We start from the raw sequence: 15711 nt of genomic DNA, 5'->3' as shown, positions 1-15711 counted from the left end.
CTACATACTTCCCATACGGCTCAGCAGTTGTTGCAGTACACGTTCGGTGACGGCCAGATCCTGCGGATCAATATCGGCCAGCATTTCAGTACGGAGTGCATCAGCTTCGGTTTTCACTTTAGCAAACGCTTCGTTGCCCTTTTCGGTCAGCACCAGGTGGCGTTTACGGCGATCTTCCGGCGGTTGTACCCGCGTCAGCAGTGACTGTTTGACCAGCCGATCCACCAGCGGCACCATGCTGGCATCTTCCAGTCCCAGCAACTGAGCCAGTTCGGTCTGGGTCATGCGTTGCGGTTCGCTGGCAATCAGCCCGATAGCCATCCAGCTGCTCATGCTTAAGCCGCTATCTTTGAGGTGACGATCCACCGCCAGCCGCCAGGCATGGGCGGTCAGATGCAGTAAATGGGTAAAGGTACGCGTGTGCTGAGACAAATGTTAGCAGCCTAATAGTAAGAGTTCTAATTGAGTGGAAGCGTTATTATACGCAAAGCGAAACACGATTGAAAAGCGTCCGGCCTGTTAAAAATTAGTGGATCGCGGCAGAATGTCCAGAGGCCGCAACCGGGAGCCAGACAACATGCAACAGGCATCAGCAAACTGGATCGATCTGCATCGCGACGCCGTCAGTGGTATCGAGGCTCTGCGCGCCCATTTTACCGGTCACGCCTATGATCCGCACTGGCACGACAGTTATCTGATTGGCGTGACCGAGCAAGGTGTACAGCAGTTTCATTCGCGACGCAAACAGCATCAGAGTCGTCCCGGAACGGTCTTTATGCTGGAGCCGGAGGAGCTGCATGATGGGGATGCCATCAATGACAGAGGTTTCACCTACCGGATGCTCTATCTTTCTCCACAGCAGATTGCCCGCCACCTCGCCCCTGATCAGGCTGATGCCCCCTCACCGCGTGAGCTGCGGTTTGCCGCCACGCTGCGCGATGACCGCCCGCTGGCGTATGCCGTCTGGCACGCATTTGATGCGCTGTGGCACAACCATCCTGCCATCATCAAAGAGGCAGCGATGGACCGGATGTTTGGTCAGCTCACCCCGCACCGGCATTGGTCACTGCCCGCACAGCCCATAGACAAAGATGCCCGGCTGGCGCTGCAGGCGCGTGACTGGCTGATTGCCCATCATGCGGATAATCCCGGGGTAGCGCAGATGGCACAGCATCTTCAGACAGATCGCTTCCGGCTGTCGCGCCTGTTTCAGACGCACTGGGGTTTGCCGCCCCACGCCTGGCTGGTGCAGTGGCGACTGAGCCAGGCACGACGCCAGCTGGCGCAGGGCCAGCCTGTCGCCGATGTAGCCGCTGCGCTGGGTTTCGCCGATCAGAGTCATCTGGGCCGCTGGTTTAAGCGCGCCTGCCAGCTCTCCCCCGCCCGTTATCAGCACGCCTGCACAAATCTTCCAGACCTGAGTTAAGCCACTTGCCACAATGCGTTTTTTCAGACAGGAGAAGCGCTATGCAGGACAAACGATGTGTAATGATACTCAATGCCGCTCTGCCGCCAGGCAAAGCAACCAACGCCGCCGCCGTAATCGCCTTAACCCTGGGACAGCGTCATCCGATGCTGGTTGGCAACGCGCTGACGGACGCAGAGATGCGCCCTTCTCCCGGTTTGATTACTACCGGCATTCCGGTCCTGGCCGCCACCGACGAACAGCTCAGTGTTTTGCGGGAACAGTGCGAACAGGCGGAGTACGATCTGGTGCTGTTTCCCGAAGCGGGTCAGAGCACCACCGATTATCAGGCGCTGGGTGACGTACTACGGCAACAACCGCGTCAGCATTGGCGTCTGTCTGGACTTGCTATCGTTGGCGATAAGAAAGCGCTGCGTAAGATGACGGCAAAACTGGCGCTTTTCAGTTAGTTTTTCAACAGGAAGCAGACTGCTGTTTCCCTTGACTCTCCCACTCCATCAGCCGGCCCCGTCGTTTGTATAGGTTATTTGTACAGATTTTGATTCGGATTAATCCTTATAAGCGACTGATAAGTTAATAATAGCACTTTTTATCAAAGGTTCTGGTTGTACAGATTACCCTTCATTGTATAAGTTTACTGCCATGAGTTGTCATGCGACTCTGTAACGAATGATGCACTTGCGTCGCCTCTGAAGGTGTCAGTGGATTTCCACCTTCAGAGGTTATTTTTTATCTGTTCAGTCTTTGCAGCTGGCACCATCGCATCTGTCCATGTGATGGTTTTTTTGATCGATTTTGTCCTGACATCCGAACCGGAATCGGGCTGTTCTGAAGGGCTTACACATGCAAACTATTCTTCCCCGGACCAATCAGGAAATTGCTGATTACTTTAATCCTGCTGCCAATAAGCCAGCCAGCGAGATGGAAATGCTGGGTATCCTTGTTGCAGAAATTTTGCAGTCAGGCATGCCAGTGAGTAATAAAGCCATTATCTCAAAGCTTATTCACCGGCTGGAACTGGAAAGCGACAGGGAGATGCTGGACATCTACCGGCAGCTGCTTGACCTGGTAGTCCATAAAACCCCGGACGATTTTTCACTGTAATCGCGACTCCATGGAGGGAGTCATCCCCCTTTTTCTGGCATCTTCGCCAGTCGCCCGGTACTATCTGCCCTTACCATTATCCAAATCTTCCCGCCCCTCGTGCGGGAGCAAAACAACTAAAGAGCCTGCAAAACTTTATGACCCAAACCAATGATATTGCCGCGACCGACGTTGTGGCGGGCGATGTCAGTGTGGGGCGCGTTCTGCGTTCGCCTGCGCTGCTGACCCGCGAATGCCTGGCCGGTGTGATTACCGCGCTGGCGCTGATACCTGAAGTGATCTCCTTTTCCGTTATTGCTGGCGTTGACCCTAAAGTCAGCCTGGTCGCCTCGGTGGTGCTCTGCCTGACGCTGTCGATACTGGGCGGACGCCCGGCAATGGTCACGGCAGCGGCAGGTTCTGTGGCGCTGGTTATCGGGCCGATGGTCCATCTGCACGGTGTTGAATATATTTTGCCGGCAGTGGTGATGGGCGGTGTCATTCAGATTCTGTTTGGCGTCGTCGGTCTGGCGCGCATGATGCGCTATATCCCCCGCTCGGTCATGCTGGGATTTGTGAATGCGCTCGGCGTGCTGATTTTCTTTGCTCAGGTGCCGCACGTCTGGGGGCAGTCATCACTGGTGTGGATCTTCTTTGCCGTCACCCTGGCTATCGTGCTGCTGTTACCGCACCTGTTAAAGAGTATTCCTTCTCCTCTCGTCGCCATTGTTGTGGTGACTGCGGTCGCACTGTTAATGGGCTATCGCATGCCGAACGTGGGCGACGAAGGGCCAATGAGCCCCGGCCTGCCCGGTTTTAACAGTCTGCTGGTGCCGCTCAACCTGCAGACCCTGCAGATTATCTGGCCCACCGCACTGAGCATCGCCTTTGTCGGACTGATGGAATCACTGCTGACCGCCAAACTGGTCGATGATCTGACCGATACCCCCTCCAGTAAGCGACGTGAAGCCTGGGGCCTTGGGGTAGCAAATATCTTTGCCGGTTTTTATGGCGGCATTGCCGGGTGCGCGATGATAGGGCAGACGATTGTTAACGTTGAGCTGGGCCGGGCGCGTAGCCGTGTCTCCACCGTAGCCGCCGGTCTGGTGCTGCTGTTACTGGTGACCGGCCTCAGCCGGATTATGGCGCAAATCCCGATGGTGGTGCTGGCTGGGATCATGATGGTGGTGGCGGTGAAAACCGTTAACTGGCATAGCCTGCAGCCCGCTACCCTGAAACGTATGCCGTGGTCAGAGACGCTGATTATGGTGCTGACGGTGGCAGTGACGGTCTGGACAGGGAATCTGGCGCTGGGCGTGCTGGCTGGGGTGCTCCTCGCGATGCTGCTCTTTGCCCGCCGTATTGCCCACGTTATTCATGCGGAACGCCAGCTGAGCGACGATGGCAGGTCAGTGCGCTATGTGGTGCGTGGTCCACTGTTCTTTGCCAGCAGCAACGATCTGTTTGAGCATTTCGATTATGCACATGACCCGAAAAAGGTGACGATCGATTTAACCCACGCACAAATCTGGGATGCATCCAGCGTTGCGGCACTGGATGGCATTGAGTATCGCTATCAGCGTTATGGTGCAGAGGTGACCATTGAGGGGCTGGATCCACGCAGTACTGATTTCCATCAGCGCCTGACCGGTAATTTCGGATAAGAGGGTGTGTTCTGCTGCCTCTCAGGCAGCAGAATTTACTCAGCCTGTTGTCGGCGCGCCCGATAACGGCCCACCATCGTAATCAACGCCTGATAGATTAAACCGGCGTAGAGACTTGTCAGAATCGCCAGACCAGGCTCCTTGCCCTGCTGCTGCCATGACATAAACCACATGAATACGCCCCACAGTACAGAGAACACCAGCCAGCCGCGGACGAACTTCATAATGCCATTCATAACGACTCCTCTTAAATAAAGCGCTACCTTAGCGTGCTCCTGCCCGTAATGCATTTCCGGCTTGCAGGAGTTGAGAGGCGTTTCAAATAATCACCCTTAATTTACGCAACGTTGTGGGCGCTCAACGCTGACTGCGCGATTTTTTGGCGATTCTCTATACTTTACGTTCCGCTTACCTGATCAGGGAATTACGATGAAACGTACGGCTTATCTGTTATCGACGCTGGCTATTCTTGCTACTCTCACCGCCTGTGCACCGCCACCGCCGGGCAGAGATGCCCCACCACCCCCACCGCCAGGCGGACAGCAGCCAGTGGGTGCACCGGGCGGTGTCGGCCCGGCAGGACAGCCGCAGGCGTAATGCTCTTTAGCCAGCCTGCCTCGCAGGCTGGCTAGTGCCGGAAGGCGCAGCCGCAGGCTGACATCTCACCCGGAATGACTTTGCCAGAATGAGAATGACGCTGCTGTAATTGCCCCTCTTCACCGCTGTTTTCTGCCTGCTGCCCCAGCCAGCGATCTAACGCCCGGCCAATGAGCTGTCTGATGTCAGGTGACCAGCTGGTCAGATGCCAGGTCGGACTGCGGGCTTCCTCACTGTCGCCGAATCCAGCCACCGCCAGATGCGTACCCTGACCAAAATCGCGTACTGCCTGTATCGCACCAAACGCCAGCAGATCGCTTTCACAGAAAAGTGCCTGAATGCGCTCAGCGGCACGGGTTTTTTTCAGATACTGCATCATCGCCTGATAAGCGCCGTCACGGTCGTCAGCGCCAGCAGTCAGTTCTGCATCCAGCGTCATGCCGGCCGCCTGTAATGTGGTGCAGTAGCTCTGCTTCTGCGCCATGTCACCGGGCTGACTCTGCAAAAAGCCAAACCGCTGATGCCCCTGCGCGAGCAGTAACGCTGCGGTTACTTCGCCCGCCCGTAGCGCATCCGCCTGCCATTCAGGTTCTGCGTCAATCTCCAGCACCGGCAGATTGCAGGCACTGATAGCCTTGTTTCCGGGCAACAGCAGCAACCCCCGTAGCGCAAGGGGTGTCGCCTGCTGGATGAGTGCGGTCAGTGCCACGTCGGTTTCGGCATTCAGCAGCACGGTGATAACCCCGCGCGCATTGAGCTGGCGCGTTACCTCATCCAGCATTTTTTGTTGGCAGGGGTTGAGCAGCTGGCTGGCGACAACGCCGATAATCGGGGGTAAAGCCGGTTCCGTTAAAACAGGAATAGAAGGTGAACTCATTGGCGTTAACTTCTCTGAGACGACAAACAATCCCCCACTTTACGGTAAGCAAGGGTGTGACAACAGGTTACAGAGTTCGATGCAGGCCGCAAAAATGAGTGAAATCAGATGTAACTGGGTTTGCGGAGGCAGAGCAGCGGGGGTTAAGAAGAGGCGAGAGATGGACCGGGCAGCAGGAATTGAACCCGCATCGTCAACCCATTAAGAGTTGCAGTAATACCTTTATACCATGCCCGAAAGTTTGCCAGGAAAGCGCACTGTGTAAACAAGGTTAGTACTCCTTTCAGAACTGACAAGCGCAAGCGGCGTGTATAGTCAGCAATCGCGGCATAATCCCATAAACAAGGCACGGGCACCTGCAGACATTGATTATTCCGCTAACCTTAAATTTCAGGCAGCCTGTCCCGGCCGGGACATATGGCCAACACAACACAGAGGTCAAGACTATGCCTTCAGGACAATTCTACGTGGTTGATCAGCCCGAACTGAGCTTTACCGCCAACTATCGTCTGGATAGGGTCAATGATAAACCCTTTGCCTCGCGGATGGTTCTGGAGATCCAGAAGCAGTCACAGCCAACAGATGCATTCGATGCAATCAGCATCGGGCATGAAGTGACCTTTGTTTCATCCAGTGGAGAGGCGCAACGAATGGTGCTGGTAAGTGATACGGATGATGAACTGGTGTTCAGCTCCCGCGGCTGACGGCGGTTAATACCGCCAGTCGGATGGTTTCGTCGCCGTCATGCCAGATAACAGGCACAAAAAAACCGCCCTTGGGCGGTTACGACATTACTGCATATTACTTTGTTTTATTCGTTTTTCTGCGCCAGAAATATGGTGCCCGGGGCGGGACTTGAACCCGCACAGCCTTACAGCCGAGGGATTTTAAATCCCTTGTGTCTACCGATTTCACCACCCGGGCAGGGTGTAACTGGAGGCGCGTCCCGGAGTCGAACCGAGGTACACGGATTTGCAATCCGCTGCATAGCCACTCTGCCAACGCGCCTTAAACTGATATGCCGTCAGGTTAACCTGACCTGCGAATCTGGAGCGGGAAACGAGACTCGAACTCGCGACCCCGACCTTGGCAAGGTCGTGCTCTACCAACTGAGCTATTCCCGCAATTTTCAGCAATTTCGTCGAACCTGCTGATTTCATTTATCTTCTGGCAGCCTGGCTGCCGTTCGATGCGTTGCATTCTACTTAGATGACGCAATGAGTCAATAAAATTATCCTTACAGCGTGTCCGTTTGCTGCTTTTTAAATCGTATCGATCACGGTTCGAGCAGATCGCCGCGCGCGGCGCTTAAATACTGGAACATAGACCAGAAAGTCAGCACGGCAGCAATGTATAACGCGACTACGCCCACCGCGACAACGGTGGCATCAGGACGCCACAACAAGGCAAACAGAGAGAACATTTGTGCGGTGGTTTTCACTTTACCAATCCAGGAAACCGACACGCTGCTGCGTTTGCCAATCTCCGCCATCCATTCACGCAGCGCAGAGATAATGATTTCGCGGGCAATCATGGTGGCTGCAGGCAGCGTGATCCACCACGCGTGGAAATATTCCGCCACCAGTACCAGCGCAATCGCCACCATCACTTTATCCGCTACCGGATCGAGAAACGCACCAAAGCGCGTCGTCTGTTTCCAGCGGCGCGCCAGAAAACCATCAAACCAGTCGGTGATGGCAGCAAAAACGAAAATCAGTGCGGTAGCCAGCGGTGCCCAGGTGAACGGCAGATAGAAAGCCAGCACAAAGAACGGGATGAGCACGACTCGAAACAGGGTGAGACACGTCGGGATGTTTAATTGCATATGCCGGTAACTGTCTGGATATAGGTAAAATTTAGCCTATGTTCCTACATTGCCCCCCCCGTTTCAATGCTAGTGTTTCAACGAGTAGTATATTTTTTCTGCCAGCGCGTGGGAGATACCGGGTACATTGGCGATCTCCTCTACCGACGCATTCATCAGCGGTTGCAGGCCCCCCATGTACTTAAGCAGTTGCTGACGCCGTTTAGGCCCTACCCCTTCAATGCTTTCCAGTGCGCTGGTGTTCTTTACTTTGGCTCGTTTTTTACGATGACCAGAAATGGCATGATTGTGAGCGTCATCACGAATGTGCTGAATCACATGCAGTGCTGGCGCATCCGGTGGCAGCGAAACGCCCTCACCTTCCGCTTCAAAGAACAGCGTTTCCAGTCCGGCTTTACGGTCGCTGCCTTTCGCAACGCCGAGTAAAATGGGCCGGTTTTTGTCCCAGGGCACATCCAGCTCCGCGAAAACCTGCTTTGCCTGAGAGAGCTGGCCTTTACCGCCATCGATCAGAATCACATCCGGGATTTTATCTTCTTCAATCGCCTTACCATACCGGCGTCGTAACACCTGATTCATGGCAGCGTAATCATCGCCCGGCGTAATGCCGGTAATGTTATAGCGACGATAGTCAGCACGGAGCGGACCATTCTGGTCAAACACCACACAGGAGGCGATGGTCTGCTCACCCATGGTGTGGCTGATATCGAAACACTCCATGCGCGTGATCCGGTCGAGCTCAAGAAACTCTGCCAGTGCCATCAACCGCTGATGAATCGTGGAGTGCTGCGACAGACGCGTGGTTAATGCCGTCGCGGCGTTGGTGCGCGCCAGCTTAAGATAACGGGCGCGATCGCCACGCGGCTTGCTCTGGATATTCACGCGGCGTCCCGCCAGTGCACTGAGCGACTCCGCCAGCAATTCGCGCTCCGGCAAGGTAAAGTCCAGCAGAATATCACCCGGCAGCGTCCGTGCCTCGCTGCCCTGCAGATAGAACTGCCCGACAAAAGTCTGAACCACCTCGGCAAGATCGGTATCCACCGGCACTTTCGGGAAGTAGCTACGGCTGCCCAACACTTTGCCCTGACGGATAAACAGCACGTGAAGACAGGCCATACCCGCTTCATAAGCTACACCCATCACATCCAGGTCATCCCCCTGATTGGAGACAAACTGCTTTTCGGTGATGCGGCGCACGGCCTGAATCTGATCGCGCAGTCGTGCCGCCTCTTCGAAGCGCAGGCCAATGCTCGCCTCTTCCATGCGTTTGACCAGCTGATTGAGAACCTGATCGTCTTTACCGGCTAAAAACAGGCGTACGTAATCAGTCTGCTGCGCATACTCCTCTTCACTGACCAGACCCGCGACACAGGGACCAAGACAGCGACCAATCTGATATTGCAGACAGGGCCGGGAGCGATTGCGGTAGACGCTGTTTTCACACTGGCGAATAGGAAAAACTTTTTGCAGCAGGCCCAGCGTTTCACGCACCGCATAGCCGTTGGGGAACGGGCCAAAGTATTCGCCTTTGGCATGCTTTGCGCCACGGTGCATCGCCAGCCGCGGATGGGTATCACTGCTAAGAAAAATGTAGGGATACGATTTATCATCGCGCAGCAGTACGTTGTAGCGCGGCTGATAGAGCTTGATGTAGTTATGCTCAAGCAGCAGCGCTTCGGTTTCGGTGTGGGTAACGGTGACATCGATGTGCTGGATATTGCTGACCAGCGCTTCGGTTTTGCGGCTGCCGACCTGGGTGCGGAAGTAGCTGGTGAGACGCTTCTTCAGGTCTTTGGCTTTGCCCACATAGATGACGGTGCCTGAGGCGTCATACATGCGGTAAACACCGGGTTTGCTGGTTACCGTACTCAGAAAGGCTTTGGAATCAAAAACGTCATTCACTACTGATTAACGGCTCCGCATTATAGAGGCCATGTCGAATGGCCAGATGCGTTAACTCTACGTCGCCACTGATATTCAGCTTACTGAACATTCGGTAGCGGTAGCTGTTAACGGTTTTAGGACTGAGATTTAACTGCTCGGAAATTTCCGTCACCTTTTGTCCTCGGGTGATCATCAGCATAATCTGCAATTCCCTTTCCGACAAACAGCTAAAGGGCGATTCCGCTTTTTGCGGCTCAATCTGGCTCAGCGCCATCTGCTGAGCAATGTCTGACGCGATGTAACGCTGACCAGCATTTACCGAGCGAATCGCATTAATCACTTCCTGTGGCGCAGCACCTTTACTGAGGTAGCCTGCTGCACCCGCCTGCATCACTTTAGCAGGCAGCGGATTTTCCGTGTGGATGGTCAGCATGATAATTTTGATATCGGGATTATAACGCACGATTTTGCGCGTCGCCTCCAGTCCGCCGATCCCCGGCATGTTCATGTCCATGAGGATCACATCAACCTGATTGGCACGGCACCATCTGGCGGCATCCTCACCACAGTTGACCTCTCCGACCACGGCCAGACCTTTCACATCCTCCAGGATGCGACGGATACCCGCGCGGACAAGTTCATGGTCATCAACAAGAAGCACACTGATCAACGGGGAAACTCCAGAGGCTAAAAAAGAAGAAGTAATTCACGATTTCAGGCGTCAATCATACCCGCTTTTACCTCAAAAGCACATCAACAAAGCAAAACAGTGTAAGCATTACATGATTGCTGCCAGGTCCATCCTGAAGAGATTCAGGGACGGTTATGCATTGTGTCCAGATGGCGAAATAACCGTTAAATGATAGTTTTTTCAGTGTATTAAGACCGTATCGCTTCAGGGTTCAGTGCCGTGCATCCTCGCGGCTGCTGAGCCGATGAAGCCTGTGATTACTTTCAGCGATTGATTAGTTGTACTGGACAAACCCGCCTTTCAGGGCGAAGCGGAGCGGCCGTCTCAGCAACTTACCGCCCCTGTGATATACTCACGCACTGCTGTTCGGACAGATTGCCGACACGTTGTCATTCACCAAGGAGAAACGCATGAGCGATGAAGATTTTGCAACTTCCCAGGAAGCCCGGAAATTAGCGGATGAAATCGCGGGCCTGAAGATGATGATTACCCTGATTCTCAAAGGTATGGGACAGGCTGATGCCGGAAAAGTGATTATTAACATGGAACGCTATGTGCAGACGCTGGGCGACAAGCCTCAGGCGGAAGTGTTCAGCAATACCATCAAACAGATCAAAACAGCCTACCGTCAGTAAGCTTTTTTGCCCCCGGTAGTGGGGGCAAATACGCTAACTGTGCGCCTGCCAGTTAACTGAAACGCCCAGCGTTGGCAGTACCTCTTCCGGGCTGAAACGACGTGTTCCCCGATATTTTTCTGCCAGAGTGGGCTGAACAACCGGAATACGGATCGCAAACAGATTATCTTCTGACAGAATGAGCCCCGGCGTAAGCGGCTCATACACCACGCCATGCTCCTCAAACATCGTCTCCAGCATCGGCGTTGCCGAACTGATGATGTACTCCATGCCGTTCAGCTCTGCCAGCTGTACCGCGTGCCAGAGAATGTTCAGCGGCAGTTCAGCGTCAACTTCCAGCCGTGCCGAGAAGCGCGACATCTCCCACACTTTCTCATGGCTGAAAGGCAGCACAATGCCCTCACTCTGCTCAGGTTCGAACCAGGGCATCAGACGCGCGCAGCCACTGATGCCCTCGCGCGCATTCCATGCGATTAGCCAGGTGACATCTGAACGATCGTAGCGATCATATTCCTGCCCTGGCGTGCTCAGGCGTGGGGGTATTGACCACCCTTCGCCGCGCGCAAAAACGCTATAACGGTAGCTGCCGAGTTCGGCAAGCAAAGAGGATGGCATATCCTTTAATTGCGTTTGCACTATTTTCATCATGCGCCTCTGACATCCCCATATTTGCAATGATTTCTTTGCGCCAGCCCGGCAAAGCCCCGGCGCAGGGTAGACAACAGACCTGTACAAAGGAACTGCCAAATGTAGCAGTTGTATTATGTTCAAATCAGTCCGATTGCCGCTGCATAGCAGGCAATCTGCGTTTTATTGGAAACATTGAAACGCTTTTGCATATTTTTCTGGTGAAAGTTAACGGTATGTTCAGAGATGGATAAAATAAGTGAAATTTCGACCGCCGTTTTTCCTTCGGCTGTCCATTTCAGAATTTCCAACTCGCGCTGACTAAACGTTTTTCTTAGTACCATCATTGCATCATCGTTAAAGCGTTCCAGCGTATCCAGGCTTAGTTCCGCTAAAAGGTGTAGTTTCACCTCCAGCTCAGCATGGCGGAGCTGGACAGAAATGGGCTGTTGCGACGATATAGATAATATACCAATGACGCGATTTGGTGCCATTGCGGAGCAAGAAAATCCGCTCTGGAGCCCATACTCTCTCGCCTCCTGCCAAAGATTGCCGGCGTCAGCGAACTGTTCCTCTATCCAGGCCATCCCTCTGCCCGGTCGCTGACACAATGTGAGCACCGGATCGACAGCGTAATAATTCTGCTTCTCATAACGTTTAACCCATAATTTGGGATAGGTGCTATGTAAATGAAAACGCGGCCGGGTAAATGGCACCGGATGCTGAATCAAAAAGGCAAAATAATCGAAGCCTAATGATTCAGTAAACTGTTGCAATAACGTCTTCAATTCAGAAGAAGCCGTTAATGCCTGAAATTTTTCTTTCACCTCATTTCGCCAGGCGAAATAGTTTTCAGTACTCATATTGCCTCAGCGTTAATTTTCACTCGCCCTTCCGGTATTATTCATTCGGATTCATCGGATAAATTTAATTAATCTTAGAAAATTAATTTATCGTTGAGGTGAATCCTTCACCCTAAACAGCGCAAATGCCATTCAACGTTATGGCAGAGTGAAAAAATGCCCCTGCCCCTGTAATGTGAGGCCAGCCACAGCAATTTCAATCACCTCAGGAGAATAAGATTTTTCTGATAGAAATTCAATCCCTGCCAATGAATCAATTTCATCTCAGATGTTGAAAAGCTGTCGGGAATATTGAATCGGTCTACGGGATGTCGAGTAAATAATGTGTAAACAATGCGTTAATTGCGTCCTAATAAGCGAAGCGGCAGCCGAAAATTGCTGGCATATTTTTTATCAGGAAATAAGCTCTGCTGTTCAGGCGATACCGCATTCCTGTGCACAGTCTCTCTACACGGAAGCACGCGCCTCTCTGACCGGAAAAGCTAACAGGTGCGCAGACTACATCTGCCGCCTCTCAATGCTGATTCAGCTCCCTTTGCCTTAGCTATCCGACAGGCGTAGCGAAGAGTTGTTTAATTAGAATATTCTGCCCGACAGCAATCACTACCGGACAAATTGACCCGCTCAACCCTTAAACAATTTTTGACTGAGAATAATCTGAACCGAAAGCAACGTATTAAAGAAAATCAGCTTTATTTATCTCCTGCCTGCACCTAATGCGTGGTACAGATCACTATTTATGCTGACAGTATGTTATGGCAGCAGTACGCTCAACGCTGGCTCTCTTTTAGTCACGAAAATCACTATACCGATAGTCACGCAACAAAATCACTAAAAAAATCCAAGGTATAATCCCCGATCGTTATTTAATTCTGCACACTTTATCGATGCAGTTAATTTCCCTTAATTCACTTTGCAGCATCGTGAATTAATTTCATCCTGACGTTGCTCGCACTGTCCAGATGAGGCGGCGAAACTTTACGGCTGATTGCATTTATGGGCACTTTTCTGTTGTCACTTGCGGCCCTGAAAAAGGCTGCCTGATCAGCCGCCTGATTTGTTGCTACTCATTGTCAGGTATGTCCGCGCTGGCAATGATAACTGGTTTGGTTTTTCCCTTACCGGCAGTTTGATTCTTAATCAAACACGGTATTAATCCTGCCTGATGATTTATCGGCAGTAGCCCGCGCCACGCATACCCAGATGAAAATGTGAGGCGTGCGCGGCGTTGTAGTCCGGTCCCAGCGCATTGCCGAATACGTCACAGCCGCCACGCCATAGCGTGTGCAGCATGGCCGCTTTCTCTTTTGGCTGTTGCCAGTGACGACTGACCTCAAGCCGCTGGCCATCAGCCAGCTGGAAGCCGGTCACATCCCAGGCCTCTGCGGTGGCATGCTCACTGAGCCGCCCCTTTGCGCGATGATAAATATTACGACAGGCATAGCTGCCGACATGGGTAATTCGTACCAGTGGACTGTGCATATCCCGGACAATCTGTTCCCGGCTGCGGAGGGCATACATGGTGCTGGCGACGGCCATTGGACAGCTGGCGAGAAAGCTGCTGCTGAGGCTGACCGGGCCAAATTTCTGAATTCGCAGTGGATGGCTGATCGGACAGTTGCCCGTGACAGCAGGACGCTCGCTGAAACTGACCCAGCCCGCCTGTTGGGCATGACGCATCACCGCCAGACATTCGTCAGGATTCTGGGCCAGCCTTTTCATCTTTATCTGCGTCATCCAGCCTGGAGGATCGGTGACGGAGAGCGGTGTAAAGGGATTGAACTGCGGCGGGAGATGCTGCTTAAGCCAGGGTAAGCTGACCCATCCCAGCGCAATTAACAGCAGAAACAGGATAAGCGTGCGCATAATTCTCTTTGCAGCATAATGATTAATAACTAAAAAGTGTAGAAGCCCATTCCGCTTCACGCAGTCTGCCTGACATAACGTGATGAATAATTACCCATACTGACGCAGGATTGAACGAAACTGCCCGTTATTACGGCTTGCGGGGCGTCAGGCTTCACAATTGATAAAAAAGCGTTACCCGATTCCGGCCCTCTTCCTCTATCTTATGCCCACTTGCCCCTCGGGCAGACTCGTTTACTAACAGCCAGCAGAGCTGACACAACATCAAGACAGGAAAGACAATTCTATGGTTGACCAATCTAAAGAAACCGCACACGCGCCCGACAAGCTACAGCGTAACCTGCATAATCGCCATATTCAGCTGATCGCCATAGGGGGTGCTATCGGTACCGGCCTCTTTATGGGTTCCGGTAAAACCATTAGTCTGGCTGGTCCCTCGATCATTTTCGTCTATATGATCATCGGCTTTATGCTGTTCTTCGTGATGCGCGCCATGGGAGAGCTGCTGCTTTCCAACCTTGAGTACAAGTCTTTCAGCGATTTTGCCGCGGATTTGCTTGGACCGTGGGCGGGCTATTTTACCGGCTGGACTTACTGGTTCTGCTGGGTAGTAACCGGCATCGCCGACGTCGTGGCCATCAGCGCCTATTTCCAGCTCTGGTTTCCGGGCTTCTCAATCTGGATGAGCGCCCTGCTCTGCGTGGTGGTTTTTCTGGCGCTGAACATCGCCACGGTTAAGCTGTTTGGTGAGATGGAGTTCTGGTTCGCGATAATCAAAATCGTCGCCATTGTTGCGCTGATCGTCACCGGGATTGTGCTGGTATCGATTCACTACCCTTCACCCGGTGGCGGCACCGCGGCGCTGAGCAACATCTGGGATCACGGCGGGATGTTCCCGAAAGGCCTCAGCGGCTTCTTTGCCGGATTTCAGATTGCGGTGTTTGCCTTTGTCGGCATTGAACTGGTTGGAACGGCAGCCGCTGAAACCCACGACCCACATAAAGTCTTACCACGCGCGATTAATGCAATTCCGTTGCGGGTCATTATGTTTTACGTGCTGGCGCTGATGGTGATCATGGCGGTAACGCCCTGGACCCAGGTTATGGCTGACCGCAGTCCGTTTGTTGAGATGTTCGTGCTGATTGGCCTGCCTGCTGCGGCGAGTATCGTTAACTTTGTTGTGCTGACCTCTGCCGCCTCTTCAGCCAACAGCGGCATCTTCTCCACCAGCCGTATGCTCTATGGCCTGTCGCAGCAGGGCGTCGCGAGCCGCGCGTTTGGCCGTCTCTCTGCCCGTTCGGTCCCGACTACCGGCCTGTTCTTCTCCTGTCTGTGTCTGTTACTCGGCGTGGCGTTGATCTACCTGATCCCGGATGTGATGAAGGTCTTTACGTTGGTCACCACCGTTTCAGCCATTCTGTTTATGTTCGTCTGGACCATCATTCTGTGCAGCTATCTGGCTTACCGTAAAAAGCATCCTGAGCGCCATGCCAGATCGGCCTTTAAGATGCCACTAGGCAAATTCATGTGCTGGGTCTGCATGGCCTTCTTTGCGTTTGTGCTGGTGCTGCTGACGTTGCAGGAAGATACACGCCAGGCCCTGATGGTGACGCCACTCTGGTTTGCGCTGCTGGGTGTGGGCTGGATGCTGCGTACGCGTCGCAGCCGCTAAT

Annotated in this window: 17 protein-coding genes and 4 tRNA genes; 8 read left to right on the top strand and 13 right to left on the bottom strand. The window is 53.2% G+C overall.

The window, feature by feature from the left end:
• Complete coding sequence (locus NIM72_RS18935) at positions 1–432, bottom strand: MarR family winged helix-turn-helix transcriptional regulator (RefSeq protein WP_013357394.1); 432 nt, start codon at positions 430–432, stop codon at positions 1–3.
• 145 nt (positions 433–577) lie between these two features.
• Between NIM72_RS18935 and NIM72_RS18930 the strand changes: the two genes are divergently transcribed.
• The 4 genes from NIM72_RS18930 (at position 578) to NIM72_RS18915 (ending at position 4173) form a co-directional block, all read left to right on the top strand.
• Positions 578–1426: an AraC family transcriptional regulator gene (locus NIM72_RS18930; protein WP_253421560.1), complete on the top strand. Its 849-nt coding sequence runs from the start codon at positions 578–580 to the stop codon at positions 1424–1426.
• 41 nt (positions 1427–1467) lie between these two features.
• Positions 1468–1875 (top strand): DUF2000 domain-containing protein, encoded by a 408-nt coding sequence (locus NIM72_RS18925; protein WP_222924206.1) that lies wholly within the window; start codon positions 1468–1470, stop codon positions 1873–1875.
• A 394-nt stretch (positions 1876–2269) separates the two neighbouring features.
• The gene (locus NIM72_RS18920) at positions 2270–2530 is read left to right on the top strand and encodes a biofilm/acid-resistance regulator YmgB/AriR (RefSeq protein ID WP_161733837.1); all 261 of its coding nucleotides are present in this window, start codon (positions 2270–2272) and stop codon (positions 2528–2530) included.
• Positions 2531–2667: 137 nt separating this feature from the next.
• Complete coding sequence (locus tag NIM72_RS18915) at positions 2668–4173, top strand: SulP family inorganic anion transporter (RefSeq protein ID WP_253421556.1); 1506 nt, start codon at positions 2668–2670, stop codon at positions 4171–4173.
• A 35-nt stretch (positions 4174–4208) separates the two neighbouring features.
• Here the strand turns inward: NIM72_RS18915 and NIM72_RS18910 are convergent, their stop codons facing one another.
• Complete coding sequence (locus NIM72_RS18910) at positions 4209–4409, bottom strand: DUF6404 family protein (RefSeq protein WP_161733841.1); 201 nt, start codon at positions 4407–4409, stop codon at positions 4209–4211.
• 193 nt (positions 4410–4602) lie between these two features.
• Between NIM72_RS18910 and NIM72_RS18905 the strand changes: the two genes are divergently transcribed.
• Positions 4603–4770, top strand: a complete 168-nt coding sequence (locus NIM72_RS18905; RefSeq protein ID WP_202604934.1) for a hypothetical protein — start codon at positions 4603–4605, stop codon at positions 4768–4770.
• Between the two features lie 31 nt (positions 4771–4801).
• On the opposite strand, the gene NIM72_RS18900 is transcribed toward NIM72_RS18905, so the two are convergent.
• On the bottom strand, positions 4802–5647 hold the full coding sequence (locus NIM72_RS18900; RefSeq protein ID WP_161733843.1) for a substrate-binding domain-containing protein: 846 nt from the start codon (positions 5645–5647) through the stop codon (positions 4802–4804).
• A 161-nt stretch (positions 5648–5808) separates the two neighbouring features.
• Positions 5809–5884, bottom strand: a tRNA-Lys gene (locus NIM72_RS18895).
• Between the two features lie 209 nt (positions 5885–6093).
• Here NIM72_RS18895 and NIM72_RS18890 point away from each other — a divergent pair.
• Positions 6094–6351, top strand: a complete 258-nt coding sequence (locus tag NIM72_RS18890) for a hypothetical protein (RefSeq protein ID WP_033732209.1) — start codon at positions 6094–6096, stop codon at positions 6349–6351.
• A 133-nt stretch (positions 6352–6484) separates the two neighbouring features.
• Here the strand turns inward: NIM72_RS18890 and NIM72_RS18885 are convergent.
• From NIM72_RS18885 to uvrY, 6 genes are all read right to left on the bottom strand, one after another.
• Positions 6485–6571, bottom strand: a tRNA-Leu gene (locus NIM72_RS18885).
• 10 nt (positions 6572–6581) lie between these two features.
• Positions 6582–6655: transfer RNA gene (locus tag NIM72_RS18880), tRNA-Cys, on the bottom strand.
• Positions 6656–6695: 40 nt separating this feature from the next.
• Positions 6696–6771, bottom strand: a tRNA-Gly gene (locus tag NIM72_RS18875).
• Between the two features lie 152 nt (positions 6772–6923).
• Positions 6924–7472 (bottom strand): CDP-diacylglycerol--glycerol-3-phosphate 3-phosphatidyltransferase, encoded by a 549-nt coding sequence (gene pgsA / locus NIM72_RS18870; protein ID WP_013357385.1) that lies wholly within the window; start codon positions 7470–7472, stop codon positions 6924–6926.
• A 69-nt stretch (positions 7473–7541) separates the two neighbouring features.
• Positions 7542–9374: an excinuclease ABC subunit UvrC gene (gene uvrC, locus NIM72_RS18865; RefSeq protein WP_161733847.1), complete on the bottom strand. Its 1833-nt coding sequence runs from the start codon at positions 9372–9374 to the stop codon at positions 7542–7544.
• Positions 9367–10026: a UvrY/SirA/GacA family response regulator transcription factor gene (gene uvrY / locus NIM72_RS18860; RefSeq protein WP_013357383.1), complete on the bottom strand. Its 660-nt coding sequence runs from the start codon at positions 10024–10026 to the stop codon at positions 9367–9369. The genes uvrC and uvrY overlap by 8 nt, the downstream gene beginning before the upstream one ends.
• A 431-nt stretch (positions 10027–10457) precedes the next feature.
• Between uvrY and NIM72_RS18855 the strand changes: the two genes are divergently transcribed.
• The gene (locus NIM72_RS18855; protein WP_003849983.1) at positions 10458–10682 is read left to right on the top strand and encodes a DUF2594 family protein; all 225 of its coding nucleotides are present in this window, start codon (positions 10458–10460) and stop codon (positions 10680–10682) included.
• A 33-nt stretch (positions 10683–10715) separates the two neighbouring features.
• Here the strand turns inward: NIM72_RS18855 and NIM72_RS18850 are convergent, their stop codons facing one another.
• From NIM72_RS18850 to NIM72_RS18840, 3 genes are all read right to left on the bottom strand, one after another.
• Positions 10716–11327: an acyl-homoserine-lactone synthase gene (locus NIM72_RS18850; RefSeq protein ID WP_161733856.1), complete on the bottom strand. Its 612-nt coding sequence runs from the start codon at positions 11325–11327 to the stop codon at positions 10716–10718.
• A gap of 122 nt (positions 11328–11449) precedes the next feature.
• Complete coding sequence (gene sdiA / locus NIM72_RS18845; RefSeq protein ID WP_222924209.1) at positions 11450–12172, bottom strand: transcriptional regulator SdiA; 723 nt, start codon at positions 12170–12172, stop codon at positions 11450–11452.
• A 1170-nt stretch (positions 12173–13342) separates the two neighbouring features.
• Positions 13343–14038, bottom strand: a complete 696-nt coding sequence (locus NIM72_RS18840; protein ID WP_253421551.1) for an extensin family protein — start codon at positions 14036–14038, stop codon at positions 13343–13345.
• Positions 14039–14324: 286 nt separating this feature from the next.
• Here NIM72_RS18840 and cycA point away from each other — a divergent pair, with 286 nt between their 5' ends.
• Positions 14325–15710 carry a D-serine/D-alanine/glycine transporter gene (gene cycA / locus NIM72_RS18835; RefSeq protein ID WP_253421548.1) on the top strand — a complete coding sequence of 462 codons (1386 nt, stop codon included), beginning with the start codon at positions 14325–14327 and terminating at the stop codon, positions 15708–15710.
• Position 15711 lies beyond the last annotated feature (1 nt).

Source organism: Pantoea sp. B550, from assembly GCF_024158165.1.
Taxonomy (GTDB): Bacteria; Pseudomonadota; Gammaproteobacteria; order Enterobacterales; family Enterobacteriaceae; genus Pantoea; species Pantoea alfalfae.
The sequence above is the reverse complement of the archived record's forward strand: the minus strand, read 5'-3'. Positions and strand labels throughout refer to the sequence as shown.